The sequence below is a fragment of the Paraburkholderia rhizosphaerae genome (assembly GCF_004366595.1).
GTDB classification, from domain to species: Bacteria; Pseudomonadota; Gammaproteobacteria; order Burkholderiales; family Burkholderiaceae; genus Paraburkholderia; species Paraburkholderia rhizosphaerae.
In genome coordinates this window covers 56,800-83,193 of record NZ_SORE01000027.1, presented here as the reverse complement: position 1 = coordinate 83,193, position 26,394 = coordinate 56,800, and the positions used below count along the sequence as shown (strand labels likewise).

Here is a 26,394-nt window from a genome sequence, read left to right as displayed (position 1 = left end):
GTGTTCACCTGGAAATAATATCGAGCGGCGACTTTATCGCCGCCGTGACAGCATACCGACGGCCGCGGCTACCGCGACCAGCGCAACCGCCGTGCAAACCGGCCATTCGAGCGTATAGCCATCGTGAAAAAGCGTGGTGACGTTGCCGGCCATCCGCGCAAACGCCGCGCCGAGCACACCGGCCAGCACGGCGACCCATAGCCGCGCGTGGCGAGTCCGCCGCAGCGGGTGCAGCCACCAGCCAGCTAGCCCCACCGCTACCCCGAGCACGACAATACCAGGCCATCCCATCAGCGGCACACCTCCGGCGCGGACGCATTCGTCCACAGATTCGGATTTATCCCATAGGCCGACATGACGAGGTTAGCTAGCATTTTTCTCTCATTAACCAGAAGGTCAGCACGGCGCTTTTTTGCGCCGCTGTTCATCGGCGGTTCGCCAGTAGTCGCGCGGCGATGAGTAGCGGTTGAGTTTAGGGGCGGGATAAACGTTAGGCAAGCCGCAACGCCGACGCCCGCGCACCTCATGGCGCCGGTCTGCAACGCGTCCCATGCGAATCGCCCTCATCGAGCCGGACCTTCGCCACGCGGAACTCGTCGCCCGCCTGCTGCTCGCCGCGGGACACGCGTGCCAGCACTTCAGCGCCAGCGAGCCGTTTCTCTGCAGCGCGAAGCAGCTTTTCTTCGATCTTCTCGTCACCGAAGCCTGGGCCGGCGATCGCTGCGCGGAAGACGTCATTTCCCGCGCACGCGACGTGCTGCCCGGCCTGCCAGTTATCGTCACGATGAAGGCGCCGCGCGAAAGCGAACTGGTCGCCGCGCTGCATGCGGGCGCCGACGACTGCCTCGCGAAGCCGGTGCGCGGCCCGGAAATGCTCGCCCGCGTCGACGCGCTGATCCGGCGCGCGGGCTTTCGCCGGCCGCGCAGCCGCTCGCGCGAGATGTTCGGCGAGTATGCGTTCGACGGCGGACGCTCGATCGTCACGTTTAGGGGCCAGATCATCCCGTTAACGCCAAAAGAGTTACGCTTCGCGCTTCTGCTGTTTTCGAACATGTCGCGGCCGGTTTCTCGCGCGCAGATCCTTGAAACCGTCTGGGGCCGCCGCGACATCAAGTCGCGCACGCTCGATACGCATGCTTCCCGCATCCGCGCGAAGCTGGAACTGCGGCCCGAGCAAGGCTACGCGCTGACGCCGTTGTATGGTTACGGCTACCGGCTCGACCCGGTTTCCACCGGAAGCGGCAATGGCGGCCGGGACGAGCCGCCCCGGACTGAAACAATCGTGGAAACGCTATAATATGGGGCTAAACCATAGCCCTACTTGTTGGGCTGTCCCCACTTATGCAGCTTTTAACGATCGGAATCAACCACCACACTGCGCCAGTCGCTCTGCGCGAGCGCGTGGCGTTTCCGCTCGAACAGGTCAAACCCGCGCTCGACGCATTCAAAGGCATCTGGCTCGGGCACGGCGCCGCGCCCAACGCGCCTGAAGCCGCGATTCTGTCCACCTGCAACCGCACCGAACTCTACTGCGTCACTGACGACCACGCGGCCCGCGAGGCCGCGATCCGTTGGCTGTCGAAGTACCACAATCTTCCCGTCGACGAGCTCGCGCCGCATGTGTACGCGCTGCCACAGTCCGAAGCCGTTCGGCACGCATTTCGCGTCGCGTCGGGGCTCGATTCGATGGTGCTCGGCGAAACGCAGATCGTCGGTCAGATGAAGGATGCGGTGCGCACCGCGTCCGAGGCCGGCGCGCTCGGCACTTATCTGAACCAGTTGTTCCAGCGCACCTTCGCGGTCGCGAAGGAAGTGCGCAGCACGACTGAAATTGGCGCGCAGTCGGTGTCGATGGCCGCGGCGGCCGTGCGGCTCGCGCAGCGTATTTTCGACAAGGTGTCGAACCAGCGAGTGCTGTTTATCGGCGCGGGCGAAATGATCGAACTGTGCGCGACGCATTTCGCCGCGCAGCAACCGCGCGAACTGGTGATCGCGAACCGCACCGCGGAGCGCGGCGAGCGCCTCGCCGAACGTTTCAATGGCCGCGCAATTCCACTTAGCGAGCTGCCGCAGCGGATGCACGAATTCGACATCATCGTGTCCTGCACTGCGTCCACGTTGCCGATCATCGGTCTCGGCGCGGTCGAGCGCGCGGTCAAGGCGCGCCGTCACCGGCCGATTTTCATGGTCGATCTGGCCGTGCCACGCGACATCGAACCCGAAGTCGGCATGCTCGAAGACGTGTTCCTGTACACCGTCGACGATCTCGGCGCAATTGTCCGCGAAGGCAACGCATCGCGTCAGGCGGCGGTCGCGCAGGCCGAAGCGATCATCGAAACGCGCGTGCAGAACTTCATGCAGTGGCTCGACGCGCGCAGCATCGTGCCGGTGATTCGTCATATGCACACGCAGGCGGATTCACTGCGTCGCGTCGAAGTCGAAAAAGCGCTGAAGATGCTCGCGCGCGGCGACGACCCGGCGGTCGTGCTCGAAGCGTTGTCGCAGGCAATCACCAACAAGCTGATCCATGGTCCGACACATGCGCTGAACCGCGCGAACAGCGACAACCGCGCGACACTCATCGAATTGATGAGCGGCTTCTACAAACACAATCACACGTCCGAGCGTTAGCTGCGCTCACGCTTATCGCGCGTCGACGGTCCAACGGCGGTTGCCGCGCGGTCCTGTGCGACGCCGCTGCCCCGCGGCCGTTCCGGCCCGCATCCAGAACTATTCGTTACCCCTTCCGGAGCCTGCTCCGGATCGCACAATGAACGCCCGATGAAAACGAGCATGCAAAGCAAGCTCGACCAGCTCACCACACGACTGGCCGAACTGAACGACCTGTTGAGCCGCGCGGACATCACCGCGAATCTCGACCAGTACCGCAAGCTGACGCGCGAGCACGCGGAGATCGGCCCGGTGGTCGAGCACTACGCGCTGTGGCGCCAGGCGGTGAATGATTCCACCACTGCGCAGGAACTGCTGTCCGACCCTTCGATGAAGGAGTTCGCTGAAGACGAGATCCGCACCGCACGCGAGCGGATGGAGCAGCTCGAAAGCGAATTGCAGCGGATGTTGCTGCCGAAGGACCCGAACGACGACCGCAATATCTTCCTCGAAATTCGCGCGGGCACCGGCGGCGACGAGTCCGCACTATTTGCGGGCGACCTGCTGCGCATGTATTTGCGCTATGCGGAGCGCAATCGCTGGCAGGTCGAAATGATGTCGGCGAGCGAATCGGACCTCGGCGGCTACAAGGAAGTGATCGTGCGCATCGCGGGCGAGGCGGCGTACTCGAAACTGAAGTTCGAATCGGGCGGCCACCGCGTACAACGCGTGCCGGCCACCGAGACGCAGGGCCGCATCCACACGTCCGCGTGCACGGTCGCGGTAATGCCGGAAGCCGATGAAATCGGCGAGGTCGAAATCAACCCGGCGGATTTGCGGATCGATACATTTCGCGCGTCCGGCGCAGGTGGCCAGCACATCAACAAGACGGATTCCGCGGTACGCGTCACGCACTTGCCGACCGGTATTGTCGTCGAGTGCCAGGACGACCGCTCGCAGCACAAGAATAAGGATCGCGCGCTGAAAGTGCTCGCCGCGCGCATCAAGGACAAGCAATACCACGAGCAGCACGCGAAGGAAGCGGCGACGCGCAAGAGCCTGATCGGCTCCGGCGACCGCTCCGAACGCATCCGCACGTACAACTTCCCGCAAGGGCGCCTGACCGATCACCGGATCAACCTGACGCTGTACCGGCTCGAAGCGATCATGGAAGGCGATCTCGACGAACTGATCGCCTCGCTGGTCAGCGAGCATCAGGCTGAGTTGCTGGCATCGCTCGGCGACGCGGAGTGAGTGACGGCATGACCGCGGCTTCCGATACGGTTGCAGCATTGCTTCGCACGTCGGCATTGCCGCCGCTCGAAGCGCGCATTCTGCTCGGTCACGCGCTCGGTTGGCGTCGCACGGAATTGATCATGCGCGCGGACCAACCGCTCGATGCCGAGCGGGTCGCGCTCTGGCGCGAACTGGAAGCGCGGCGTCTCGCTGGAGAGCCGGTTGCGCAGCTGGTTGGCGCGCGTGAGTTCTACGGGCTCGAATTCGACGTGACGCCGCACGTGCTGATTCCGCGTCCGGAGACTGAGTTGCTGGTCGAAACGGCGCTCGAGGCAGTCGCCGGCTGTGCGCGGCCGCGGATACTCGATCTCGGCACGGGGACCGGCGCGATCGCAGTCGCGATTGCGTCCGCGCGACCGGACGCGTCAGTCTGGGCTGTCGATCGCTCCGTCGAAGCGTTGCAGGTGGCGACGCGCAATGCGACGCGCCTCGTCGACGCGGGACGGCCCGGCGGCGCGTTGAGTCTGCTGCAAGGCAACTGGTACGCCGCGCTGGACCCATCGCTGCGTTTCGATGCGATTGTCAGCAACCCTCCCTATATCGCGAGCGACGATCCGCATCTTGAGCAAGGCGACCTGCGCTTCGAGCCGCGTGGCGCGCTGACCGACGAAGCGGATGGCTTGTCCGCGATCCGCGAGATCGTCGCGGATGCGCCGGCATGGCTCGCCGCAGGCGGCGTGTTGTGGGTCGAGCATGGTTACGATCAGGCGGCAGCAGTGCGCGAGCTGATGAGCGCGCGCGGATTCCAGTCGGTGCGCTCGGAACGCGACCTGGCGGGCATTGAGCGCATTAGTGGTGGTGAACGGGCGAATCCGTCCGTGCATATCAACGCGTGAACGCACAGCGAGGCCTGAACGCGTGATGAAGCTCGCGATCAGGCCGGTCGGCACGCGAAGCTGTGTGCGCGGTGTTGCCCTTTCCCGATGCGCGTCACCGCGAACCCTCTGCCAATGGCAACGTCGGCCTACCCCCGCGAAATCCGCTATCATTTCAAGTCATCCCACTTACTTCCGGAACCGCAAGGTCAGTCATGGACACGCAACAGCGCATCAAGCAAATCGTCGACGAAAACTCCGTCGTGCTCTTCATGAAAGGCAACGCGCAATTCCCGATGTGCGGCTTCTCCGGCCGTGCTGTGCAAATTCTGAAGGCATGCGGCGTCGACGAGTTCAAGACCGTCAACGTGCTCGAAGATGACGAAGTCCGCCAGGGCATCAAGGAATTCTCGAACTGGCCGACCATCCCGCAGCTCTACGTGAAGGGCGAATTCGTCGGCGGGTCGGACATCATGATGGAAATGTATCAATCCGGCGAACTCCAGCAGCTGTTTGCCGCGGCATAACAAAGCACATCGCAGCAAAGCCCTTGCGCGCCAAGGGCACTCGGGCGCCCGGGAGGCGCCTCATGTCATGAACACACGCGTTGCGGCGCCGCGTCGGGTGATCGTCGCGATTACCGGTGCATCCGGCGCCATTTATGGCATCCGGCTGCTGCACGCGCTGCGACGCGTCGGCGGCATCGAGAGCCATCTGCTCGTATCGGGCGCCGGATGGCTCAACATCCAGCACGAACTGCAATTGACCAAGGACGACGTGCATCCGCTCGCGGACGTCGTCCATTCCGTGCGCCACATCGGCGCGAGTGTCGCATCGGGTTCGTTTTCGACACACGGAATGATCGTCGCGCCCTGTTCGATGAAGACACTCGCAAGCATCGCGCATGGGCTATCGGACAATCTCATCTCCCGCGCGGCCGACGTCACATTGAAAGAGCGTCGCCGGCTCGTGCTGATGGTGCGGGAAACCCCGCTTAATCTGGCGCATCTGCGCAATATGACGGCCGTGACCGAGATGGGCGGGATCGTGTTTCCGCCGGTGCCCGCGTTCTACAGCAAGCCCGCGTCACTCGATGAAATGGTCGATCACACCGTCGCGCGCGCGATGGACTTGCTTGCGCTCGGCCCGTCGCTTGCGCCAGCGTGGGAAGGGTTGAACGGGGCCGCATAGGCGAGGCAACAGTCTGGCGATTCTCAACAACGGCGACGCAATAAATTCCCTTTTGCGCCGTTTATCAAGTGCTAATGCGGCTATATAGTCGTTTCACCAAAGCCACCACCGTCGCGCCCGCGCGCGACCTCCGCCGCCATGACCCGCTTGCCATCGTTATTCCTTTCTCACGGCGCTCCGACGCTGCCGATCGACCCGTCGCTGCCGTCCGCTGAGTTTGCGTCGCTCGCGGCAGGTTTGCCGCGTCCAAAGGCAATCCTGATGCTGTCAGCGCACTGGATGACCGCGCAGCCGGTTGCGAGCACCGCAGCGAAACCCGATACGATTCACGATTTCTACGGCTTTCCGCGTCAGCTCTATGAGATCCAGTACCCGGCGCCCGGTGCGCCCGACGTCGCGCGCCGCGCGGCAGAACTGCTTGACGCCGCGGGAATCGCGACGTCGAGTGAATCGCACGGGCTCGATCACGGCGCCTGGGTGCCGATGCTGTTGATGTTCCCGGACGCAGACGTGCCGGTCGCGCAGCTTTCCATTCAGCCACGTAGAGACCCCGCGCATCACTTTCGCGTCGGCCGCGCGTTGCGCACACTGCGTGATGATGGCGTGATGGTGATCGGCTCGGGGCAGATCACACACAACCTGCGCGAAGCCGACTTTTCCGCGCGCCCGGAAGAGGCGGACCCGCGCGTGACAGAGTTCACCGACTGGTTCGAAACGCGTCTGGCCGGGCACGACATCGACGCGTTGCTCGACTATCGACGCCAGGCGCCACACGCGGTGTCGATGCATCCGACTGACGAGCATCTATTGCCCGTGTTCGCCGCGCTGGGCGCCGCCGGCGATGACTATCAGATGCGGATCCAGCCGCTCGGCACGTATCAGCGCGTACTGGCGATGACGAACTACGTGTTCACCGACGCCTGAGCGTCACCGCGGTGCCGGCTCGACAAAAAGCCCGCTCACGATGCGAAGCATCGGGCGGGCCTTGTCCAGCGATCACGCGAACGCATGACGCAACTTAAGCGCCGATCCCCTCGAGGACCTCGTCATGCGACTCGCGCTCGTCAAGGTACCCGGTGCGGTAGCCGGTATGCACGCCCCAGTAGTAGAACACCAGCGCGCAGGCGATCACGACCACCATATCCCATCCATACGGCAACACGCCGATGCCGCCGAACTGCTTACTGCCGATCAGCGACAGCACCGCCATCGTCGGCAGATACGCAACCAGCCACCACGCAGCGGTCAGATCGCGGCTCCAGCCGTCAAACCCGACCTTCGCCTGAAAGTAGAAATACACCGGCAGCGCAACGACCATCAGCAGAATGATTTCGCCGGTCAACGGCCACTTCGCCCAGTACAGGATAAGCGACGCGCAGACGAATGCGAACGGCGCGATCGCTTTCATGCCCGCGATCTTCAGCGGCCGCTCGACATCGGTCGCGGTGCGCCGCAGCGCCATCAGACTGATCGGCCCGGTGAGGTAAGAAATCACCGTTGCGACCGAAATCACCGCCGCGAGCGAACTCCAGCCGCGGAAGAAGAACAGGAACAGAAACGACACGAACAGGTTGAACCACATCGCCGAACGCGGCACGCCGTAGACCGGATGCACGACGCCGAAAATCTTCGGCATCGTGTTGTTGCGCTCCATCGCGTAGATCATCCGCGTCGTGGTCGCCATATACGTGGTGCCGGTGCCGCTCGGGCTCACGAACGCGTCGATGTACAGAAGAATCGCCAGCCAGTTCAGATTCAGCGCGATCGCCAGTTCCGCGAACGGCGACGCAAAGGTGAAGTGGCTCCAGCCCTTCAGCACGTCGGTGGGATTGACCGCGCCGATATAAGCGACCTGCAGCAGCACGTAGATCACCAGCGCGATCAGGATCGAGCCGATCACCGCGAACGGCACGCTCTTCGCTGGATTGCGCGCTTCACCCGCCAGATTCACCGGGCTCTGAAATCCGTTGAACGCGAACACGATGCCGCTCGTCGCAACCGCCGTCAGCACCGACGACCATCCGTAGGGTGCGAACGTGCTCGCGTCGCCGAAGTTCTCGCGATGAAAACCGGTCAGCATCAGGCCGAGAACGGTCGCGCCGGGGATCAGGAACTTGAATATCGTGATCGTCGAATTCGCGTGTGCGAACAGCTTCACGCCCCAATAGTTGAGCAGGAAATAGACGATCACGAGCGCCGCGGACAGCAGTAACCCGTTGGTCGTCAATGAGCCGTTCACGAACAGCGCATGTGCCCAGTCGTACGGCCAGGTGCTCATGTACTGGATCGACGCCTCGGCTTCGATTGGAATCACCGATACGATTGCAATCCAGTTCGCCCACGCGCTGATGAACCCCACTAACGCACCATGCGAATACCGTGCGTAGCGCACCATCCCGCCTGACTCGGGGAACATTGCGCCGAGCTCCGCATAGGTCATCGCAATCGCGAGGATCACGACCGCACCGATTACCCATGCACAAATGGATGCAGGCCCTGCAATTTTTGCCGCCTTCCACGCGCCAAATAGCCAGCCCGATCCGATGATGGAACCGAGGCCCGTCAATAGCAATGCAATCGGCCCGACGTTCCGCTGAATAGAACTCTTCACGTCTTCTCCTCTGTCTGACTCTGTATCGATGCGCCCGCAGCCGAACTGGCCGTCGTTCGCCGGCTGTGACACGCATGCTCTGCGCCAGCATGTTTGCACATGCGCCCCTCTGACGAGGTGCAACCCGCGCGAGGGGTCGTAGTGTAACGGTTGCACCCGCGCTGCGAATACCGGAAGCCTGTGTCCCTACAAAAAAATCAGCCGATTTGCAAGCTTTGTAATGATGTTTGCGGCTTAAACGTTAATCGCCGTGAAGAAAATAGGGACACTATTGACCTTCTCTCGAAATGACCGTATAAAGATCGTGCAGGATTTCAAGTGGCGAGTGAATTGGTCTTTCGTAGTTCGCCCATCACGGTACTCCGGTTGGTCCTATTACCCCTTCCTTGATTTTCATGCACCCCCTATCAGGCTTCGGCCTTATTTACCTCTCTTAGGAAAAAGTAATATGGAAACCGGTACCGTCAAGTGGTTCAATGACGCAAAGGGCTTTGGCTTCATCACCCCGGACGGCGGCGGCGAAGATCTGTTCGCGCATTTCTCTGAAATTCGCATCGAAGGCTTCAAGACGCTGCAAGAAAACCAGAAGGTTACGTTCGAAGTGAAGACTGGCCCGAAGGGCAAGCAAGCCGCGAACATCAAGCCGGCCTAATAAGCCGCGCTTTCCCGAGGGAAATCCCTCGGGGCATAAAAAAACCCCGCTTCAGCGGGGTTTTTTATGCATGCAGCGCAAAGAAAGTTCGGCAGCGAGACGGCGGCTGACGCCTAGCCGAACACCCGCTGTGCGTGGATCCCCAAGCCAGTCGCAACACTGGCGAGCCGATCGCCGAACACCGGCCGCGCAGCCGGGAATGCCGCGCAAAGCGCGCCGGAAAGAAACCCGAGGCCGGTCGAGCCGCCGGTGAAATACAACGCGCTCACGTCCCGATCAGCAACACCGGCTGCCTGTACCGTGTCGCGCGCGGCCTGCACGATGCGCTGCGTTTCGTCCTTGCCTGCTTCGATCAGCTGCGCCTCGTCAAACGCAACGCGCAGGTCGTCTTCCACCAGCTCAAGATCGATCAGTGTCTCGCCGCCTGCCGCGACGCCGATCTTCGCCTCCTCAGCGCGCGCAGCCAGCGCATGACCGAAGCGCTGCTCGACCACGCGCATCAGCCGGTCGTGATGGCGGGTGTCCGCGTACAGATGGCGCATCAGCGCCAGTTCACCGACGCGCTTCGGCGCATAGACGGTGTTGATCAGATGCCACGTCGCCAGATCGAAGTAAACGCGGTTCGGCACCTCGCGCCCCTCCGGATCGATTGACCGATAGCCGAGCTCGGTGAGGATCGTCGTCAGTTCGACGCGCCGGTCGAAATCAGTGCCCGCCACATGCACGCCGTGGTGCGCTAGCACGTCGTCCTTGCGCTCGACGCGCGCCATCCGCTGCGGCCCGACGCGCACCAGCGAGAAGTCCGAGGTGCCCCCGCCGATGTCCGCGACCAGCACGAGCCCTTCTTCAGTCAGATGCGATTCGTAATCGAATGCCGCCGCAATCGGCTCATACTGGAAGCGGATGTCGCGAAAGCCGACCGCATGCGCGGCCGCTTCCAACTGCTGCTGGGCGAGGAGGTCGGCGCGCGGGTCGTCATCGACGAAGAACACCGGGCGACCAAGCACCGCGCGTTCGAGCGGGACGCCTGCGCGTGCCTCCGCATGGCGCTTCAGATGCGTGAGGAAGATTCCGATCACGTCGGTGTATTTGATCGCGGTGCCGTCGCCGAGGTCGGTCGTGCTTTCGGCGAGCGCTGAACCGAGAATGCTCTTCATCGAGCGCATCAGCCGGCCATCGAAGCCGTCGATGTACGCCTCGAGCGCGGCGCGCCCGAATTCGCGGGTGTTTTCGTCGACATTGAAGAACACCGCGGTCGGCAGCGTGGTGTACGCGCCTTCGACCGGCGCGAGCCGCAGCGCCCCGTTGTCGGGCACCGCGACAGCCGAATTCGACGTACCGAAGTCAATCGCGCAAAAGGTCATGAGGACATCGCTGGCTGGAGGCGGCGTGCCGCCACCGACGCCGGCGCGAGCAAGGGGAAGGACGGGCTTTTTAGCACGAAAGCGCAACGCGCGGCAACCTATGCCGAAGTTCGGGCTCAAGCGGCGGCGCCAGGCGACGCACGCTGCGGTTCCGGCGGACCCGCATACGCCGCCGGCTGCGCAAAGCGCGGGCTTGCATCGCGTCAGTCGCGGGAAAACGCGGAACGGAATTTGCACGAAATGCGAGTCTGCGCAGCGCCGGTGGCACTTCATTTGAATGATGAATAGTGCCCAGCCAATTTCACCGACCGCCTCGCGTGGCCGGCGCTTGCAGCCATCGGCTGCCCCGTTCGCGAAAAACAGGAGACAGCCGTCATGTCCGACCCGCCCGCCGCAACAGCCCGCGCTGAAGCGTCCGCGATCATCGAAACGAATTTGCCGGCCAGGCTCGACCGTCTGCCGTGGGGCCGCTTTCACTCGCTGATCGTCGTTGCGCTCGGCATCACATGGCTGCTCGACGGACTGGAGGTGACGCTGGCCGGCGCCGTCGCGAGCGCGTTGAAGGCGAGCCCGGCGTTGCGCTTCACCAATACGGAAGTCGGCCTCGCGGGCAGTGCGTATATCGCGGGTGCCGTGCTCGGTGCACTTGGTTTCGGCTGGCTGACCGACCGCCTCGGCCGGCGCAAACTGTTCTTCATCACGCTCGCGCTGTATCTCGCCGCAACCGCGGCGACCGCGCTGTCGTGGAACCTCGCGACGTTTCTGCTGTTCCGCTTCCTGACCGGAGCGGGTATCGGCGGCGAGTACACCGCGATTAATTCGACGATCCAGGAGTTCACGCCGGCACGCGTGCGTGGCTGGACCGATCTGGCGATCAACGGCACGTTCTGGGTCGGCGCGGGGCTCGGCGCCGCGGGCTCGATCGTGCTGCTCGACCCCGGGCTGATGCCACCTGACTGGGGCTGGCGCGCGTGCTTTCTGATCGGCGCGTTGCTCGCGCTCGCGATCCTGCCGATGCGCGCATGGATTCCCGAAAGCCCTCGCTGGCTGCTGACACACAACGAAGCGCACGAGGCGCACTCGGTGGTCGACGCGATCGAGGCGCGCTTTCGCGAGCATGGACACGAGCTCACGGATGACGACGCACTCAACCGCCTACGCTTGCGCACGCGCGAACGTACGACGTTACGTGAAGTGTTCAGCACGCTGTTCGTCCGGCATCGTCGACGCGCGTTCGTCGGGTTATCACTGATGACCGCGCAGGCGTTCTTCTACAACGCGATCTTCTTCACCTATGCGCTAGTGCTCACCGACTTCTACGGGGTGCCCGGCGACCATGTCGGCTGGTATCTGCTGCCGTTCGCGCTAGGCAATTTTCTGGGTCCGCTGCTGCTGGGCCGGCTCTTCGATGTGATCGGCCGGCGCAAGATGATCGCGGCGACCTATGCGTTATCCGGCGTGCTGCTGACCATCAGCGGCTATCTGTTCCAGCAGCACTGGCTGACCGTCACGACGCAGACGATCTCGTGGATGGTGATCTTCTTCTTTGCTTCGGCCGCCGCGAGCTCCGCGTATCTGACCGTCAGCGAGTCGTTCCCGCTCGAAATTCGCGCGCTCGCAATCGCGGTGTTCTATGCATTCGGCACCGCACTTGGAGGCATCGCGGGACCCGCATTCTTCGGACGCTTGATCGACACGCATCAACGCAGCGAAGTGTTTTCAGGCTATCTGGTCGGCTCGGCGCTGATGCTGATTGCGGCACTGATCGCCGCGATCTGGGGTGTCGACGCGGAGCGGCGCTCACTCGAAAGCGTGGCCGCGCCGCTATCGGCGGTCGGTGATAACGAAAGCGACTGACATCGCGTTAGCGTATTCGCAACCGTTTCGCCGTGCGCTATTCGTCAGACGCGCATGCCATGCCCACGCACGCCACGCCGCGCAGTCACGCGCTCAGAACGCTTTCTTCCACGCACCGGCGAAGGCAATCTCCGCAAGCGGCAAGCGCGCACGCACCGATTTCTCGCGTTCACGCAGCACCGGATCGAGCTTTTCGGCCTCGCCATAATGACCGAGCGCGATCATCGCAATGACTTCGACGTCGCCCGGAATCTCGAACGCCTGACGGAACGCCTTGACATCGAAACCGCTCATCTGATGCGCGCCGAGGCCAAGCGCATGCGCCTGCAGAACCAGCGCCATCGCCGCAGCGCCCGCATCATACGACGCACAACGATTGACGTCGCCCTTGTGAGTCAACGTCTGCGTCGTCACGGCGATCAGCACCGGCAAAGGCCGATTCCAGCCCTGGTTGAATGGCACGAGTGTCGAGAATGCCTTCTTGAACGCGACTTCATCGACGCTTCGATCGAACACGACGAAGCGCCATGGCTGCGCGTTATACGACGACGGCGCCCAGCGCGCCGCTTCGAGCACCGCGTGCAGGTGCTCGTGGCTCACAGGCTCACTCGAGAACGCGCGCGGGCTCCAGCGGCTCGCCAGCAGTTCGTGAATCGGGACTTCAGTAGCGGCGATTTTTTTGATCATCGGCGTCTCGCAGTCGAAGTACATGAACGATCGGTCGTTGCCCAACGGCCGGATAGGATAACCCGGACTTGGGCGCTATACCGCTACTCGACTCGCTTAATGACAGATTCAACTGCGAGAGCGCATCACTGCAACATCATGCCGCGTGCGTCAGACCGCCTGAATTGCGGCCTCGCGCGGGCGTCGATTGATACGCAACACAATGACCGCGGCGATCAGACACAACCCGCCGGAAATCATCGACGCGACCGTGTACGTGCCGAGGCTCGCGCGCAACATCCCCGCGCCGAGCGCGGCAAACGCCGCACCGAGCTGGTGCCCGGCGACCACCCAGCCGAACACAACGGGCGCCGCTTCCTTGCCGTACACATCGGTCGCAAGACGCACGGTGGGCGGCACCGTCGCGATCCAGTCGAGCCCGTAGAAAACGGCGAACAGCGGCAGGCCGAAGAAATCGATGCCGAATGCGTGCGGCAGATAGATCAACGAGAGTCCGCGCAGCCCGTAGTACCAGAACAGCAGCACGCGCGAATTGAAGCGGTCCGACAGCCAGCCCGACAACGTGGTGCCAAACAGATCGAAGATACCCATCGCGGCAAGCAGCGACGCGCCCTGCACTTCGGACAAACCATAGTCGCCGCACATCGCGATCAGATGCGTGCCGACATAGCCATTGGTACTGGCGCCGCAAATGAAAAAGCTGAAGAACAGCAGCCAGAAGTCGCGCGTTTTGCTCGCGGACGCGAGCGTGCCGAACGCGATCGCAAGCGGGTTCTGCTTCGAATGATCGGTTCGCAGCGGTGCATCGGCAGGCTCGCCGTAGGGGCGCAATGTCAGATCGGCAGGGCGCTCGGGCAACAGGAACGCGACGAGCGGCAACACGACGCCCGCCGCGATCGCGACCACCCATACGACCGGCCGCCAGCCGTGATGTTCGGCAATCGCGGCGAGCATCGGCAGAAAGACCAGCTGACCGGTCGCCGAACTCGCGGTCAGAATGCCCATCACCAGCCCGCGACGCGCGCTGAACCAGCGGTTAACCACGGTGGCCGATAGCGTCAGCGCCGCGACGCCGGTCGAACCGCCAACCATCACGCCCCAGACAAGCACCATTTGCCATGGCGCGGTCATCGTCGACGACAGCGCGACACCAGCTCCCATCACCGCCAGCGCAGTGAGCAGCGTCGGCCGCACACCGAAGCGCTGCATCGCGGCCGCGGCAAACGGCCCCATCAAACCGTACAACGCGATGTTCACGGAGATCGCGAGCGAGATCGTCGCTCGGCTCCAGCCGAATTCGTGCTCGAGCGGAACCATCATCACGCTCGGCGTCGCACGCGTCCCGGCCGCCGCCAGCAGCACGAGAAACGTCACCGCGACCGCCAGCCAGCCGTAGTGGAAGCGTCCCCCGATAAGTCTTGAAGCCCAGTTCATCCGTTGCTCTCCGTTTCGACGGACGCCGCTGCGGATATCGGACCCACGCGCCGCCGGGATAGATTTAGGGTGAGATTGTTACGAATCGCGTAAAGCGTTTGTGACTGCCCTGTCACAATGTGTTGCGATGGTAGTGACTGGTCAGTAACATGTCAAGGCAAGTCATTCGCATCCATGGACTGTCATGAACGATTCACGCGCGGTCAAACCGCACGGCAAGACGCCACCTGAAGCGGGTTCACCGGCCACGGCAGCGACGCGCCGGCCGGCGGGCTCGGCACGCCGCCCGCACACCGCCGGAGCCGAAGCGCAAGAGCATTTGCTGCGCGCCGCAGCCGAACTTTTTTATCGTGAAGGCGTGCGTGCGGTCGGCGTCGATGCGGTCGTCGAACGGGCGGGCGTCAACAAGATGAGCTTGTATCGGCAGTTTTCGTCGAAGGACGATCTGGTCGTCGCGTACCTCGAGCGCGCGGACCGCGAGTTCTTCGTTCGCTTCGAGCGCAACTTCGAGAAGTATCCCGGCGAACCGGTCAAGGAGCTGAACGAATATTTCAGCGACCTCGCGCGGCGCGCGTCGGCAGTCGAATATCGCGGTTGTCCGTTCGTCAATGTGTCGGCGGAGTTTCCCGACGCATCGCATCCCGCGCGGGTCTGCGTGAGTCGCAACAAGGCAAAGCTCAACGCAAGACTGAACGAACTGGCCGTGCAGGCAGGTGCGCGTGACCCGGCGGCGCTTGCCGACGCGCTCGCGTTGCTGATCGAAGGGGTCTACGCGGCGAGCCAGACGTACGGCCCCGGCTGCGGACCGATCGCGGCGGCCCCGGTCGTCGCCGCGCAACTGATCGCGGCCGCCTGCGCGGATGCACCGGTAAAATAGCGGTTTCGCCGCGCTACCTGCTATGCCGTTTTCTCCGCTGCCTGCCGTTACCCGTGCCACATCCGATGAATCCCGATGAATCGATCATCGCCGCGACCCGTCACTGGCTGACGCGCGCGGTGATCGGGCTGAACCTGTGTCCGTTCGCGAAAGCGGTCCACGTGAAAGACCAGATTCGCTACGCAATCAGCGACGCGACGGACATCGAAGGCGTGCTGGCCGACCTCGAAAGCGAACTGCGCACGCTAACGGACGCGAACCCTGAAGTCATCGACACCACGCTGCTGATTCTCCCGTTCGCGCTCGCTGACTTTCTCGAATACAACGACTGCCTGTACTTCGCGGACCAATTGCTCAAGCAACTACGTCTGGAAGGCACGCTGCAGATTGCGAGCTTTCATCCGAACTATCGGTTCGAAGGCAGCGAGCCGGACGACATCGAGAACTATACGAACCGCTCGCCTTATCCGATCCTGCATCTGCTGCGCGAGGCGAGCATCGAACGCGCGGTCGATGCGTTCCCCGATGCGGCCGACATCTACGAACGCAATCAGCAGACGCTGCGGCGGCTCGGACCGGAAGGCTGGCGGCGATGGATGGAACGCGAAACCGACTGACGAGTACCGCGCAGCCGCACGAGCGCCGCGGGCCCTCGCATTTCCGCTCAAGCGTCGACGAAGAACCGCTCGCGCAGCTCATCGAGCCCGAATCTCTGCATCACCTCGTGCAGCCGCTCGGCCGGCCGGCGCCGCGGCAAATCTTTGTAATGCGCGATGATCAGCTCGTTCTTCATCGAGTGCTCCCAGCCGACCAGCTCCGTCACGTTCACCTGGTATCCATGCGCCTCGAGTTGCAAGCAGCGCAGCACATTGGTGATCTGACTGCCGAACTCACGCGTATGCAGCGGATGGCGCCAGATCTCGGTCAACGCGTCGCCTAGCGATTTGCTCTTGTTTCGCTTCAGCACGCCGGCTACCTCCGCCTGGCAACAGGGCACCACAACCACATATTTCGCGCGCTTCTGCAACGCGAAGCGGATCGCGTCGTCAGTCGCGGTATTGCATGCGTGCAGTGCGGTGACGATATCGATGGCCGGTGGCAGACGGTCCGACACTGTCGACTCGGCCACCGACAGATTCAGAAACGACATCCCGGCAAAACCCAGCCGCGCCGCGAGTTCCCCGGATTTCGTCACGAGTTCTTCGCGCGTCTCGATCCCATAGATGTGCGAGCTATCGCGCAGATCCTTGAAGAACAGGTCGTACAAAATGAAGCCCAGATACGACTTGCCCGCGCCGTGATCGACGAGCGAGACCGAGCCTTTCGCTTCTTTTACGTCGTTCAGCAGCGGCTCGATGAACTGGTACAGGTGATAGACCTGCTTCAGCTTGCGGCGGCTATCCTGATTCATCTTGCCGTCGCGCGTCAGGATATGTAGTTCTTTTAGCAGTTCGACGGATTGGTTCGGCCGGATTTCGTAGGTTTTACTCGACATCGAAGTGACGTGCCACCGATTGCATGAAAAACGTGCGACAGGTGACGGAAAAAGGAAGAAGTTGCTGTCAGTTTACCGAAAAGCGCGGACAACCTCGTTGGTCATCGCGCTAGAAACGGTGTGCGCACAACCGCAAGGAACGCTTTATGCAGCGTTGGACCCCATCGCGGGCGCTGCATAAGCCGCACAGCGTGCGTCACGCATTGCGCTCGGGCAGGCCAGCCCGGCGACGCGATATAACAATGAAAGCTGCCGACCGCTCGAACGACGCGGTGAACCGGTAGCTATGGGGGAGGTCGTACCTGTCGATTGCATGCGATCATGCGTAGCACGACGGGGCCGAACGTAACCTAACCTGAAGCGTGCCGCGACTGTTCACAGGAAGCGCGCTCGGATCAGAAGAGGCGGCAATGGACACGATACCCAACGGAAACGCGGAACAAAAGTTTCAGGAACTGCTCGCCAAGCTCACGACAACACCGGAATGGACCGAGAAGCAGCAGCTCGAGCTGGAAATGGCGCGCGACATCTCGGTCGAAATGCTGCGCCTGGCTGAAGAGATGCGCGATGGCAGCGTCGATCTCGAAACCGTTCTGATCCTGCTCAAGTACGCGAAAGTGCTCGACTTCGTGATGACGACGCTCGCGTCGCGGCGTGACATCAAACCCCAGACGCTGCGCGTGATCTTCAAGCTGGCGGGTCTGAAGGTCGATGAGGCTTATCCTGGTTAATGCGCGGGTTGTTGCGCGGGCTAATGTGCCGACCAAAGCGCGGGCCAAAGCACTAGTTGACGCGCAGGTTGACGCGGCCCGCTGTCCGTTCCGCTAACCCGCATCCATCCTGCACGGCGTGGCATCGCGACATCCGGCCACCGCGCGTACGCCGCATCCGATTCCCTCCGCATCGATTTGCCGGCCGGCGTACGCGTCGTCAATCGGCTATTCTTTGAATCGTTTGCAGAAGAAGCGCTACGTGTTGCGCATGGAAACGCCCATGCGTAACACGATGGCCGCTCCCTACGAGACGCCCCCTTTCGAGGCATGCCCGATGTCGACCGAATCAGCCGTTGCTCATCCCATCATCCGTCTTCATCCGAACGACGATGTGATCATCGCGACCCGACAGCTTGTGCCGGGCACGCGCATCGACGCGGAGGACCTCGTCGTCACCGGGCTGATTCCTCCCGGCCACAAGGTCGCGACACGCGCGATTGCAAAGGGCGAGCCGGTCAAGCGCTATAACCAGATCATCGGCATCGCACGCAGCGAGATCGCGCGCGGCCAGCATGTGCACGTGCACAACGTCAGCATGGCCGAATTTGCGCGCGAACATGAGTTCGGCGTCGACGTGCATCCGACCGATTACGTCGCCGAACCCGCGCATTTCATGGGCATCCGCCGCGCCGACGGCCGCGTTGCGACGCGCAACTTTATCGGCGTGCTGACCAGCGTCAACTGTTCGGCGACGGTTGCGCGCGCAATCGCCGATCATTTTCGCCGCGACGTGAACCCGCAAGCGCTCGCTGACTATCCGAACGTCGACGGCGTGATCGCGCTCACGCACGGCCTGGGCTGCGGGATCGACACGCTCGGCGAAGGCATGAAGATTCTTCGCCGCACGCTGGCGGGCTACGCGGTGCATCCGAACTTCGCATCGGTGCTGTTCGTCGGATTGGGCTGCGAAGCCAACCAGATCGGCGGTGTGCTCGAGTCCAGCGGTCTGAAAGACGATCAACCGAAGCTGCGCAGCTTCACGATTCAGGACAGCGGCGGCACGCGCAAGACGATCGAACGCGGCATCGCGATGGTGCGCGAGATGCTCGCCGATGCGAACCGCGTGATGCGCGAACCCGTGCCGGCATCGCATCTGAACGTCGGGCTGCAGTGCGGCGGGTCCGACGGCTATTCGGGCATTTCGGCGAACCCCGCTTTGGGCGCGGCAGTCGACCGGCTGGTGCGGCATGGCGGTACCGCGATCCTGTCCGAGACGCCGGAGGTTTACGGCGCCGAGCACCTGCTGACGCGGCGTGCGGTAAGCCGTGAGGTCGGCGAGAAGCTGCTCGCGCGCATTGCGTGGTGGCAGGATTATTGCGCGCGCAACCATGCGGCGCTCGACAACAATCCGTCGGCCGGCAACAAGGTCGGCGGCCTGACAACGATCCTCGAGAAATCGCTCGGCGCGGTCGCAAAAGGTGGCACGACGAATCTCGTCGACGTCTACGAATACGCGCAGCCGATCACCGCGAAAGGCTTCGTGTTTATGGATTCGCCCGGCTACGACCCGATGTCGGCGACCGGCCAGGTCGCGTCGGGCGCGAATCTGATCTGCTTCACGACTGGCCGCGGTTCCGCGTATGGCTGCGCGCCGTCGCCCTCGCTGAAGCTCGCGACCAATACCGCGCTGTGGGAGCGCCAGCAGGACGATATGGACATCAACTGCGGCGGCGTGATCGACGGCACCGCGTCAATCGATCAGCTAGGCGAAGCGATCTTCCAGATGATGCTCGACTGCGCGTCGGGCACGCGCTCGAAAAGCGAATTGCACGGCTACGGGCAAAACGAATTCGTGCCGTGGCAAGTCGGCGTCGTGACCTGAAGCGTCCGGGCGCGGCGCGTTGTCACGCGTTGCGTTGCATGTCGGCGGGCGGCGTGCCTGCGTGGAACATCGTCTTCAACTGCGAGCGAAGTTCGGGCGAATCCGCATGCTTGTGCACCGTGACCGCGTGCTGCACCGCGGCTTCGAGCAGTTCTTTTTCCGAGTCGGCGCATAGCGCGACCGAACATGCGATGTCGCTCGGGTATTCACGGCAATCGATGTATACGCGGCTCATGGCAATACTCCTCACATCAATGAAGGCGCACGCGCCTCATGCGTCGGTGATTCGACAGGCGAGCCGATCGATCAAGCGGATCGATTGGCGAGCAGGCAATGCGCGTGCGGGGATCTGACGCGAAGCGCGTCGAACAGGGGTGTCAAAAATTATAGGTCGTGGTGCGATAAAAGGATGCATCGCGCGTACGGAAGTCGACGAAGGGCTTCGAAAGGCGAACGTTGCACAATACGCTCGTCTTGCGGATGCTTCGGCCGCATCACGGACCTATGGGAAAATGCGGGCGCCGCCGGACCTGGGCCTCCCATGGAACCATGTAACCGGTGACCGAACATCCGTTCAATATCACTCTCTCGATCGTTTGCCACGCATGTCGATTTTGTACGACCGTCATAGCGTCGCCGTGATCGGCGGCGGGCCCGCCGGACTGATGGCCGCCGAAGCGCTGGTGCAGCACGGCGTGCAGGTCGACGTCTACGATGCAATGCCTTCCGTCGGCCGCAAGTTTCTGATGGCCGGCAAAGGCGGCATGAACATCACGCATTCGGAGCCGCTCGAGCGGTTTATGACACGCTACGGCAAGCGCAGCGCGCAGATTGCGCCGCTCGTCGAGCGCTTCGCGCCCGACGCGTTGCGCGCATGGACCAGCGAACTCGGCGTGGATACCTTTGTCGGCAGCTCGGGGCGTGTGTTTCCGACCGACATGAAGGCCGCGCCGCTTCTGCGTGCATGGTTGCATCGCTTGCGCGAATCCGGCGTGCGCTTTCATATGCGGCACAAGTGGGTCGGCTGGAGTACGGAAAACGGCCCCGCGCGGCACGCGCTGCGTCTGCTTACGCCCAGCGGCGAACAGGTACTGCACACGGATGCGGTCATACTCGCGCTCGGCGGCGGGAGTTGGCCACGGCTCGGCTCGGACGCATCGTGGGTGCCGCTGCTGACCGAACGCAACGTACCGGTCGTTCCGCTCGGTCCGTCGAACTGCGGCTTTGACGCGGACTGGACCGAACCGTTTCGCGAGCGTTACGCCGGCCAGCCGGTGAAGGCGGTCGCGATCGCCGTGACGGACGCCGACAACCAGGTGCTGCGCCGGCAAGGCGAGTTCGTGATCACAACCACGGGCATCGAAGGTAGCCTCGTCTATGCGCTTTCCTCCGTCATTCGCGAGCGCGTGGCCGCCGATGGCGCCGCGGTCATCCGGCTCGATCTCGCACCGGGGCTGAGCACTGAGCGTGTGATCGACGAGGTGGTGCGGCCGCGTGGCTCGCGCTCGATGTCGAGCCATCTGCAAAGCCGCATTGGCATTACCGGTGTGAAGCTCGGCTTGCTGCATGAGTGCCTGTCGAAGAAGGATTTCTTCGATATCGAACGCGTCGCATATGCGATCAAGTCGTTGCCACTACGGTTGGTGCGCGCGCGGCCGATTGAAGAAGCGATCAGCAGTTCAGGTGGCGTGCCCTTCGAGGCGCTCGATTCGCACCTGATGATTCGCGAATTGCCCGGCGTGTTCTGCGCCGGCGAAATGCTTGACTGGGAAGCGCCGACCGGTGGCTATCTGCTGACCGCGTGTTTCGCGAGCGGACTGGCAGCGGGGCTTGGCGCGTTGAATCACCTTGCGAGTGTGGGACGCTGACGGGTTTTCGCTGCCACCTCCCGCGACTCAGCGCGCTCAGCTCAACGCGCCTTCAGCCGCCATAGCGACGTCACTTCCGCCGCACGCGCCGCATGCAGCGGATCGGACGCATCGGCGGCCTTCGGATGACGCGGCCGGATATCTTCGCGTCCGGCAACGATAAGCCCCGCGCGATCGATTGCCGCGAGCAGATCGTCGCGCGTGCGCAAGCCGAGATGTTCTGCGAAATCCGACAGGATCAGCCAGCCCTCGCCGCCCGGCTCCAGATGATCGGCAAGACCATTCAGAAAACCAAGCAGCATGCGGCTTTCGTGGTCGTAAATTGCGTACTCGATCGGCGACGCGGGCCGCGCCGGCAGCCACGGCGGATTGCACACGACTAGCGGCGCGCGGCCCGGCGGAAACAGATCCGCGTCGAGAATCTCGACGCTGTCCGCGTAGCCGAGCCGCGCAAGATTCTCTTGGGCACACGCGAGCGCACGCGGGTCCTGGTCGGTAGCGACGACTTTCTGGACGCCACGCTTCGCAAGAACCGCGGCAAGCACGCCCGTGCCGGTGCCGACATCGAACGCGAGCCCTTGCGAAGGCAACGGTGTGCGCGCAACGAGGTCGATATATTCGCCGCGCACCGGCGAAAACACGCCGTAGTACGGGTGAATGCGCTCGCCGAGCGCAGGAATTTCGACGCCCTTCTTGCGCCACTCGTGCGCACCGATCAGTCCGAGCACCTCACGCAACGAGACCACCGATGTGTCCGCACCGGCAGGACCGTAGGTTTCGGCACACGCGTCCTGCACATTCGGCGCGCGACGCAGCGGGATTGTGTAATCGGCATCGAGCGGAATCAGCAGCATGCCGAGCGTGCGCGCGCGTTGCGATTGCGCCTGTCGATGCAGGTTGAACGCGTCGAGCGGCGACGTCGCGCGCTTCGGCGGCTTGCGTTCGAGGCGGCGCGACATCGCTTGCAAGAGTTGACGCGCGTTCTGGAAGTCGCCGCGCCAGAGCAAAGCCGTGCCCTCGCAGGCAAGACGGTAGGCGGAATCGGCCGTTGTGCGGTCGTCGGCGATAACGACGCGCTTTGGCGGCGGCACACCGGCCTCGGAGCGCCAGCGGGCGGATTGCGGGCCATCGGCCTCGGGCCAGCTGATGACGGGAAACGGAGGAATTTCGGAGGATGGGGTCATGGCTATACCGGAGCAACGCAACGCATTATGCAGCAATGCGGTCAAGGGTTAGCGCAGGCGAACCCGCATGTAAGGCTATTTCAGGAATTAGGGCCAAACGTAAGCTCTCTTCGACCGGCGCGGTCTGACTAGCCCGGCGTAAGATGGACAGCGCAAGATCGAATCGGGACCCACAAAGTATTTTCCTTAGACCACGTACCCTTACCCCTCCAGACGTTGTGAAGCTCATGAACGAACGATTGGCGGAACATCACGCGATATCGCGCACGCAGGCGGCAAATACCCTCACGCATTTGCAGCGGCTCGAGGCCGAGAGCATCGACATCATGCGCGAAGCAGTCGCGGATGCCGAGAATCCGGTGATGCTGTATTCGATCGGCAAGGATAGCTCGGTGCTGCTGCATCTGGCGATGAAAGCGTTCTATCCGTCGAAGCCGCCGTTCCGCCTGCTGCACGTCGACACCACCTGGAAATTCCGCGATATGTACGCGTTCCGTGATCAGGCGGTGGCGCGATTGGGTCTCGAGTTGCTGACGTGGCAGAACCCGGAAGCGCTGGAAAAAAGCATCAATCCGTTCGATCACGGTTCAGCCATTCACACCGATATCTGGAAGACGCAAGGGTTGAAGCAGGCGCTGGACCACTTCGGCTTCGACCTCGCATTCGGCGGCGCGCGCCGCGACGAGGAAAAATCGCGCGCGAAAGAGCGGATCTTTTCGTTTCGCTCGTCGCAGCACCGATGGGATCCGAAGATGCAGCGCCCCGAACTCTGGCGCCTGTACAACGGCCGCAAGAATCACGGCGAAAGCATGCGCGTGTTCCCGATCTCGAACTGGACCGAGCTCGATATCTGGCAATACATCTATCTGGAGCACATCCCGCTGGTGCCGCTCTATTTCGCCGCAGTGCGACCGGTGGTCGAGCGCGACGGTCTGCTGATCATGGTCGATGACAACCGGATGCCGCTTAAGCCCGGCGAGCAGCCGACGATGCGCAGCGTCCGCTTTCGTACGCTCGGATGCTATCCGCTCACCGGCGCGATCGAGAGCACCGCGACGACGCTGCCGCAGATCATTCAGGAAATGCTGCTGACCCGAACCTCCGAGCGTCAGGGGCGGCTGATCGATCACGATTCGAGCGGCTCGATGGAAAAGAAAAAGCAGGAAGGCTATTTCTGATGGCACACGTATCGAACCTGATCGCCGAGGATATCGAGCAATATCTGGAAGCCCATCAGCACAAGGGGCTGCTGCGCTTTATCACGTGCGGAAGCGTCGACGATGGCAAGAGCACGCTGATCGGACGTCTGCTGTATGAGTCGAAGATGCTGTTTGCCGATCAGTTGACGGCGCTCGAAGCCGACTCGAAAAAGATCGGCACGCAAGGCGGCGCACTCGACTTTGCGCTGCTCGTCGACGGGCTCGCGGCGGAGCGGGAACAGGGCATCACAATCGATGTTGCGTACCGTTTCTTCTCGACGGATCGACGCAAGTTTATCGTCGCCGATACGCCCGGCCACGAGCAATACAACCGCAACATGGTGACCGGCGCGTCGACCGCGGATGTCGCGATCCTGATCGTCGATGCGCGCAAGGGGTTGCTGACGCAAACGCGTCGCCATAGCTACATCGTGTCGCTGCTCGGTATTCGACACGTCGTGCTCGCGATCAACAAGCTGGATCTTGTCGACTACTCGAAAGACGTGTTTGATCGCATCGTCGACGAATATCGCGCGTTCGCGGCACCGACGGGCATCGAACAGGTGGTTGCGATTCCAATGTCGGCGCTCAAAGGCGACAACGTTACAGCGCCGAGTCAGCACACGCCGTGGTATCGCGGACCGACATTGATGGCTTACCTCGAAACGGTCGAGATCGGCGATGATGCTGCCCGCTCGGGTGCGTTCCGTATGCCGGTTCAGTGGGTGAGCCGACCGGATGCGAATTTTCGCGGGTTCTCAGGTCGTGTGGTCGGAGGCGCACTTCGGCCTGGCGCGCGGGTGCGGGTCTTGCCGTCCGGACGTGAGAGCACCGTCGAGCGGATCGTCACGTTCGATGGCGATCTCGCGCAGGCCGTTGCCGGGCAATCGGTCACGGTCACGCTGGCGGACGAGATCGATATCAGCCGCGGCGACATGCTGTGCGCCGCCGACGAACCCGCGTCGGTCGCCGACCAGTTCGAGGCCAACATCGTCTGGATGAGCGACGAGCCGATGCTGCCCGGCCGCAAGTACCTGTTGAAGCTGGGCGCAAAGACCGTCGGGTTGTCGATCGGGCAGCCGAAATACAAGGTCAATGTGAATACGATGGAGCACTTGCCGGCGAAAAAGCTGGAGTTGAATGAGATCGGCGTGTGCAACCTGCACGTCGATCAGGCTATCGCGTTTGATTCTTACCAGCAGAATCGCGATACCGGAGGTTTTATCGTCATCGACCGGCTATCGAACGCGACGGTGGGCGCCGGCATGCTGCACTTTGCGTTGCGGCGTTCCCAGAACGTCCACTGGCAGGCGCTGGAGATCAATAAGGATGCGCGCGCAAGGATCAAAGGACAGCGGCCGGCGGTGGTCTGGCTCACGGGGCTATCGGGCGCCGGTAAATCGACGATCGCGAACCTCGTCGAGAAGAAGCTGCATGCGTTGGGCCGGCATACGTATCTGCTCGATGGGGACAACGTGCGGCATGGCCTTTGTATGGACCTGGGGTTCACTGAGGCTGATCGTGTCGAGAACATCAGGCGCGTCGGTGAGGTCGCGAAGCTGATGGTCGATGCCGGGTTGATCACGCTGGTGTCGTTTATTTCGCCGTTCAAGGCGGAACGGGATACTGCGCGTGGGCTGGTGGGGGACGGTGAGTTTGTCGAGGTGTTTATCGATACGCCGCTCGCGGTTGCCGAGCAGCGCGATCCGAAAGGGTTGTACAAGAAGGCGCGGCGCGGTGAGCTCAAGAACTTTACCGGCATTGATTCGACGTATGAGCCGCCCGAACAGCCGGAGCTGCATATCGATACGACGAAGCTGACGCCGGAAGAAGCGGCGGAGAGAATTGTTGAGTATTTGTGCGAGGAGCAGCCGGGAGATTCGGGCGGCGTGCGGTAGGTAGTAGGTGAACCCGACGCGCAGAAACGCAAAAAGGGTTACAGGAGCAATGCCTGTAACCCTTTTTGTATTGTTTGGTGCCGGCTGCAGGACTCGAACCCGCCACCTGATGATTACAAATCAACTGCTCTACCAGATGAGCTAAGCCGGCGTAAGACCGCGATTCTACTTCATTTCACGACCTTGAGGTGACCCCTTCCACCTTTTGCACCGTCGTCGTCGGGACGCGGGTCTTCGTCGGTCTGTGCTTCAGGTTCCGACGGCGCGTTCGCTTGCGTGCCCTTATCACCCTCCGCCTCCGGTTTCACCGCAGCCTGCACCCGCTCACCCGCCTCTTCCGCCGGCAAATGCTCAGCATCGGTTTCGGAATCCGTCGCTTCGCCGCCCGCCGAATCCACCGGGAAAGCCATGCCCTGCCCATTCTCGCGCGCGTAAATCGCCAGCACGTTCGAGACCGGCACTTCAATCTTGTGCGACTTGCCGGAGAACCGCGCGCTGAACTCGATCCAGTCATTGCCCATCTGCAACTGGCTGGTCGCCTCAAAGCTGATATTCAGCACGATCTCGTTGTCGCGCACGAACTGGTGCGGCACACGTGTCCGGTTGTCGACCCGCACCGCGATGTGCGGCGTATAGCCGTTGTCGGTGCACCACTCGTACAGCGCACGCAACAGGTACGGCTTAGTGGATATTTCTTGCATCAACAGTCCTCATGCCGGGCGGGCGGCCGCGGCGCGATAGCAGCGCGCGGCGCTCGCCCT

General features: G+C 62.6%; 25 protein-coding genes and 1 tRNA gene. 16 read left to right on the top strand and 10 right to left on the bottom strand.

Translation table 11 applies throughout. From position 1 onward, the window contains the following. Positions 1-33 precede the first annotated feature (33 nt). Positions 34-291: a hypothetical protein gene (locus BX592_RS27750; RefSeq protein ID WP_134196489.1), complete on the bottom strand. Its 258-nt coding sequence runs from the start codon at positions 289-291 to the stop codon at positions 34-36. Positions 292-550: 259 nt separating this feature from the next. Here BX592_RS27750 and BX592_RS27745 point away from each other — a divergent pair, with 259 nt between their 5' ends. The 7 genes from BX592_RS27745 to BX592_RS27715 all read left to right on the top strand — a co-directional run bounded on the left by BX592_RS27745 (position 551) and on the right by BX592_RS27715 (position 6,836). After that, entirely contained in the window at positions 551-1,297 is a 747-nt protein-coding gene (locus tag BX592_RS27745; protein ID WP_134196488.1) for a response regulator transcription factor, read from the top strand. A 44-nt stretch (positions 1,298-1,341) separates the two neighbouring features. Continuing rightward, positions 1,342-2,631 (top strand): glutamyl-tRNA reductase, encoded by a 1,290-nt coding sequence (hemA, locus tag BX592_RS27740; protein WP_134196487.1) that lies wholly within the window; start codon positions 1,342-1,344, stop codon positions 2,629-2,631. A gap of 150 nt (positions 2,632-2,781) precedes the next feature. Further along, a complete protein-coding gene (gene prfA / locus BX592_RS27735) occupies positions 2,782-3,864 on the top strand; it encodes a peptide chain release factor 1 (protein ID WP_134196486.1) in 1,083 nt (360 codons plus the stop codon). Between the two features lie 8 nt (positions 3,865-3,872). Next, the gene (gene prmC, locus BX592_RS27730; RefSeq protein WP_134196485.1) at positions 3,873-4,742 is read left to right on the top strand and encodes a peptide chain release factor N(5)-glutamine methyltransferase; all 870 of its coding nucleotides are present in this window, start codon (positions 3,873-3,875) and stop codon (positions 4,740-4,742) included. A 194-nt stretch (positions 4,743-4,936) separates the two neighbouring features. Further along, on the top strand, positions 4,937-5,248 hold the full coding sequence (grxD, locus tag BX592_RS27725) for a Grx4 family monothiol glutaredoxin (protein WP_134196484.1): 312 nt from the start codon (positions 4,937-4,939) through the stop codon (positions 5,246-5,248). Positions 5,249-5,315: 67 nt separating this feature from the next. Beyond that, complete coding sequence (locus tag BX592_RS27720; protein ID WP_134196483.1) at positions 5,316-5,912, top strand: UbiX family flavin prenyltransferase; 597 nt, start codon at positions 5,316-5,318, stop codon at positions 5,910-5,912. A gap of 138 nt (positions 5,913-6,050) precedes the next feature. Beyond that, positions 6,051-6,836, top strand: a complete 786-nt coding sequence (locus BX592_RS27715; protein ID WP_134196482.1) for a DODA-type extradiol aromatic ring-opening family dioxygenase — start codon at positions 6,051-6,053, stop codon at positions 6,834-6,836. Positions 6,837-6,930: 94 nt separating this feature from the next. Here BX592_RS27715 and BX592_RS27710 read toward each other — a convergent pair whose 3' ends face one another. Beyond that, positions 6,931-8,523 carry an APC family permease gene (locus BX592_RS27710; protein WP_134196481.1) on the bottom strand — a complete coding sequence of 531 codons (1,593 nt, stop codon included), beginning with the start codon at positions 8,521-8,523 and terminating at the stop codon, positions 6,931-6,933. Between the two features lie 448 nt (positions 8,524-8,971). Between BX592_RS27710 and BX592_RS27705 the strand changes: the two genes are divergently transcribed. Beyond that, the gene (locus tag BX592_RS27705) at positions 8,972-9,175 is read left to right on the top strand and encodes a cold-shock protein (protein WP_075158275.1); all 204 of its coding nucleotides are present in this window, start codon (positions 8,972-8,974) and stop codon (positions 9,173-9,175) included. A 113-nt stretch (positions 9,176-9,288) separates the two neighbouring features. On the opposite strand, the gene BX592_RS27700 is transcribed toward BX592_RS27705, so the two are convergent. Then, positions 9,289-10,539, bottom strand: coding sequence for an Hsp70 family protein (locus BX592_RS27700; RefSeq protein WP_134196480.1), 1,251 nt, complete (start codon positions 10,537-10,539; stop codon positions 9,289-9,291). 375 nt (positions 10,540-10,914) lie between these two features. Here BX592_RS27700 and BX592_RS27695 point away from each other — a divergent pair, with 375 nt between their 5' ends. After that, the gene (locus BX592_RS27695; protein WP_134196479.1) at positions 10,915-12,396 is read left to right on the top strand and encodes an MFS transporter; all 1,482 of its coding nucleotides are present in this window, start codon (positions 10,915-10,917) and stop codon (positions 12,394-12,396) included. 93 nt (positions 12,397-12,489) lie between these two features. On the opposite strand, the gene BX592_RS27690 is transcribed toward BX592_RS27695, so the two are convergent. Both BX592_RS27690 and BX592_RS27685 read right to left on the bottom strand, forming a co-directional pair. Beyond that, positions 12,490-13,083, bottom strand: coding sequence for a nitroreductase family protein (locus BX592_RS27690; protein ID WP_134196478.1), 594 nt, complete (start codon positions 13,081-13,083; stop codon positions 12,490-12,492). 150 nt (positions 13,084-13,233) lie between these two features. Further along, on the bottom strand, positions 13,234-14,517 hold the full coding sequence (locus tag BX592_RS27685; protein ID WP_134196477.1) for an MFS transporter: 1,284 nt from the start codon (positions 14,515-14,517) through the stop codon (positions 13,234-13,236). A 184-nt stretch (positions 14,518-14,701) separates the two neighbouring features. Here BX592_RS27685 and BX592_RS27680 point away from each other — a divergent pair, with 184 nt between their 5' ends. Together BX592_RS27680 and BX592_RS27675 are read left to right on the top strand one after the other, a co-directional pair. After that, the gene (locus tag BX592_RS27680; protein ID WP_134196476.1) at positions 14,702-15,394 is read left to right on the top strand and encodes a TetR/AcrR family transcriptional regulator; all 693 of its coding nucleotides are present in this window, start codon (positions 14,702-14,704) and stop codon (positions 15,392-15,394) included. A 65-nt stretch (positions 15,395-15,459) separates the two neighbouring features. Then, positions 15,460-16,011 (top strand): DUF1415 domain-containing protein, encoded by a 552-nt coding sequence (locus tag BX592_RS27675; protein ID WP_134196475.1) that lies wholly within the window; start codon positions 15,460-15,462, stop codon positions 16,009-16,011. Positions 16,012-16,058: 47 nt separating this feature from the next. Here BX592_RS27675 and BX592_RS27670 read toward each other — a convergent pair whose 3' ends face one another. Further along, positions 16,059-16,889, bottom strand: coding sequence for a class I SAM-dependent methyltransferase (locus BX592_RS27670; protein WP_134196474.1), 831 nt, complete (start codon positions 16,887-16,889; stop codon positions 16,059-16,061). A 410-nt stretch (positions 16,890-17,299) separates the two neighbouring features. Here BX592_RS27670 and BX592_RS27665 point away from each other — a divergent pair, with 410 nt between their 5' ends. Continuing rightward, the gene (locus BX592_RS27665) at positions 17,300-17,620 is read left to right on the top strand and encodes a type II toxin-antitoxin system HicA family toxin (RefSeq protein ID WP_134196473.1); all 321 of its coding nucleotides are present in this window, start codon (positions 17,300-17,302) and stop codon (positions 17,618-17,620) included. Positions 17,621-17,936: 316 nt separating this feature from the next. Further along, positions 17,937-19,484 (top strand): UxaA family hydrolase, encoded by a 1,548-nt coding sequence (locus BX592_RS27660; RefSeq protein WP_134196509.1) that lies wholly within the window; start codon positions 17,937-17,939, stop codon positions 19,482-19,484. Positions 19,485-19,506: 22 nt separating this feature from the next. Here the strand turns inward: BX592_RS27660 and BX592_RS27655 are convergent, their stop codons facing one another. Continuing rightward, complete coding sequence (locus BX592_RS27655; RefSeq protein WP_134196472.1) at positions 19,507-19,719, bottom strand: DUF1059 domain-containing protein; 213 nt, start codon at positions 19,717-19,719, stop codon at positions 19,507-19,509. A 370-nt stretch (positions 19,720-20,089) separates the two neighbouring features. On the opposite strand from BX592_RS27655, the gene BX592_RS27650 reads away from it, so the two are divergent. Then, on the top strand, positions 20,090-21,352 hold the full coding sequence (locus BX592_RS27650; protein ID WP_134196471.1) for a TIGR03862 family flavoprotein: 1,263 nt from the start codon (positions 20,090-20,092) through the stop codon (positions 21,350-21,352). 41 nt (positions 21,353-21,393) lie between these two features. Here the strand turns inward: BX592_RS27650 and BX592_RS27645 are convergent, their stop codons facing one another. Beyond that, positions 21,394-22,536 carry a methyltransferase gene (locus tag BX592_RS27645; protein ID WP_134196470.1) on the bottom strand — a complete coding sequence of 381 codons (1,143 nt, stop codon included), beginning with the start codon at positions 22,534-22,536 and terminating at the stop codon, positions 21,394-21,396. A gap of 227 nt (positions 22,537-22,763) precedes the next feature. Between BX592_RS27645 and cysD the strand changes: the two genes are divergently transcribed. Together cysD and cysN are read left to right on the top strand one after the other, a co-directional pair. Then, positions 22,764-23,714 carry a sulfate adenylyltransferase subunit CysD gene (gene cysD / locus BX592_RS27640; protein WP_134196469.1) on the top strand — a complete coding sequence of 317 codons (951 nt, stop codon included), beginning with the start codon at positions 22,764-22,766 and terminating at the stop codon, positions 23,712-23,714. After that, positions 23,714-25,633, top strand: coding sequence for a sulfate adenylyltransferase subunit CysN (gene cysN / locus BX592_RS27635; RefSeq protein WP_134196468.1), 1,920 nt, complete (start codon positions 23,714-23,716; stop codon positions 25,631-25,633). Before cysD ends, cysN begins: the two co-directional genes overlap by 1 nt. Positions 25,634-25,708: 75 nt before the next feature. On the opposite strand, the gene BX592_RS27630 is transcribed toward cysN, so the two are convergent. Then, positions 25,709-25,784, bottom strand: a tRNA-Thr gene (locus tag BX592_RS27630). A 19-nt stretch (positions 25,785-25,803) separates the two neighbouring features. After that, the gene (locus tag BX592_RS27625; protein ID WP_134196467.1) at positions 25,804-26,334 is read right to left on the bottom strand and encodes a ClpXP protease specificity-enhancing factor; all 531 of its coding nucleotides are present in this window, start codon (positions 26,332-26,334) and stop codon (positions 25,804-25,806) included. Between the last annotated feature and the right edge of the window lie 60 nt (positions 26,335-26,394).

Bases quoted from the DNA above. Each gene is read 5' to 3' on its own strand.
- BX592_RS27670 (WP_134196474.1), bottom strand. From the start codon at position 16,889: ATGTCGAGTAAAACCTACGAAATCCGGCCGAACCAATCCGTCGAACTG.
- prfA (WP_134196486.1), top strand. From the start codon at position 2,782: ATGAAAACGAGCATGCAAAGCAAGCTCGACCAGCTCACCACACGACTG.
- BX592_RS27745 (WP_134196488.1), top strand. From the start codon at position 551: ATGCGAATCGCCCTCATCGAGCCGGACCTTCGCCACGCGGAACTCGTC.
- prmC (WP_134196485.1), top strand. From the start codon at position 3,873: ATGACCGCGGCTTCCGATACGGTTGCAGCATTGCTTCGCACGTCGGCA.
- BX592_RS27665 (WP_134196473.1), top strand. From the start codon at position 17,300: ATGGACACGATACCCAACGGAAACGCGGAACAAAAGTTTCAGGAACTG.
- BX592_RS27645 (WP_134196470.1), bottom strand. From the start codon at position 22,536: ATGACCCCATCCTCCGAAATTCCTCCGTTTCCCGTCATCAGCTGGCCC.
- BX592_RS27750 (WP_134196489.1), bottom strand. From the start codon at position 291: ATGGGATGGCCTGGTATTGTCGTGCTCGGGGTAGCGGTGGGGCTAGCT.
- hemA (WP_134196487.1), top strand. From the start codon at position 1,342: ATGCAGCTTTTAACGATCGGAATCAACCACCACACTGCGCCAGTCGCT.
- BX592_RS27655 (WP_134196472.1), bottom strand. From the start codon at position 19,719: ATGAGCCGCGTATACATCGATTGCCGTGAATACCCGAGCGACATCGCA.
- BX592_RS27675 (WP_134196475.1), top strand. From the start codon at position 15,460: ATGAATCCCGATGAATCGATCATCGCCGCGACCCGTCACTGGCTGACG.
- BX592_RS27660 (WP_134196509.1), top strand. From the start codon at position 17,937: ATGTCGACCGAATCAGCCGTTGCTCATCCCATCATCCGTCTTCATCCG.
- BX592_RS27705 (WP_075158275.1), top strand. From the start codon at position 8,972: ATGGAAACCGGTACCGTCAAGTGGTTCAATGACGCAAAGGGCTTTGGC.
- BX592_RS27685 (WP_134196477.1), bottom strand. From the start codon at position 14,517: ATGAACTGGGCTTCAAGACTTATCGGGGGACGCTTCCACTACGGCTGG.
- BX592_RS27625 (WP_134196467.1), bottom strand. From the start codon at position 26,334: ATGCAAGAAATATCCACTAAGCCGTACCTGTTGCGTGCGCTGTACGAG.
- grxD (WP_134196484.1), top strand. From the start codon at position 4,937: ATGGACACGCAACAGCGCATCAAGCAAATCGTCGACGAAAACTCCGTC.
- BX592_RS27690 (WP_134196478.1), bottom strand. From the start codon at position 13,083: ATGATCAAAAAAATCGCCGCTACTGAAGTCCCGATTCACGAACTGCTG.
- BX592_RS27720 (WP_134196483.1), top strand. From the start codon at position 5,316: ATGAACACACGCGTTGCGGCGCCGCGTCGGGTGATCGTCGCGATTACC.
- BX592_RS27680 (WP_134196476.1), top strand. From the start codon at position 14,702: ATGAACGATTCACGCGCGGTCAAACCGCACGGCAAGACGCCACCTGAA.
- BX592_RS27695 (WP_134196479.1), top strand. From the start codon at position 10,915: ATGTCCGACCCGCCCGCCGCAACAGCCCGCGCTGAAGCGTCCGCGATC.
- cysD (WP_134196469.1), top strand. From the start codon at position 22,764: ATGAACGAACGATTGGCGGAACATCACGCGATATCGCGCACGCAGGCG.
- BX592_RS27715 (WP_134196482.1), top strand. From the start codon at position 6,051: ATGACCCGCTTGCCATCGTTATTCCTTTCTCACGGCGCTCCGACGCTG.
- cysN (WP_134196468.1), top strand. From the start codon at position 23,714: ATGGCACACGTATCGAACCTGATCGCCGAGGATATCGAGCAATATCTG.
- BX592_RS27650 (WP_134196471.1), top strand. From the start codon at position 20,090: ATGTCGATTTTGTACGACCGTCATAGCGTCGCCGTGATCGGCGGCGGG.
- BX592_RS27700 (WP_134196480.1), bottom strand. From the start codon at position 10,539: ATGACCTTTTGCGCGATTGACTTCGGTACGTCGAATTCGGCTGTCGCG.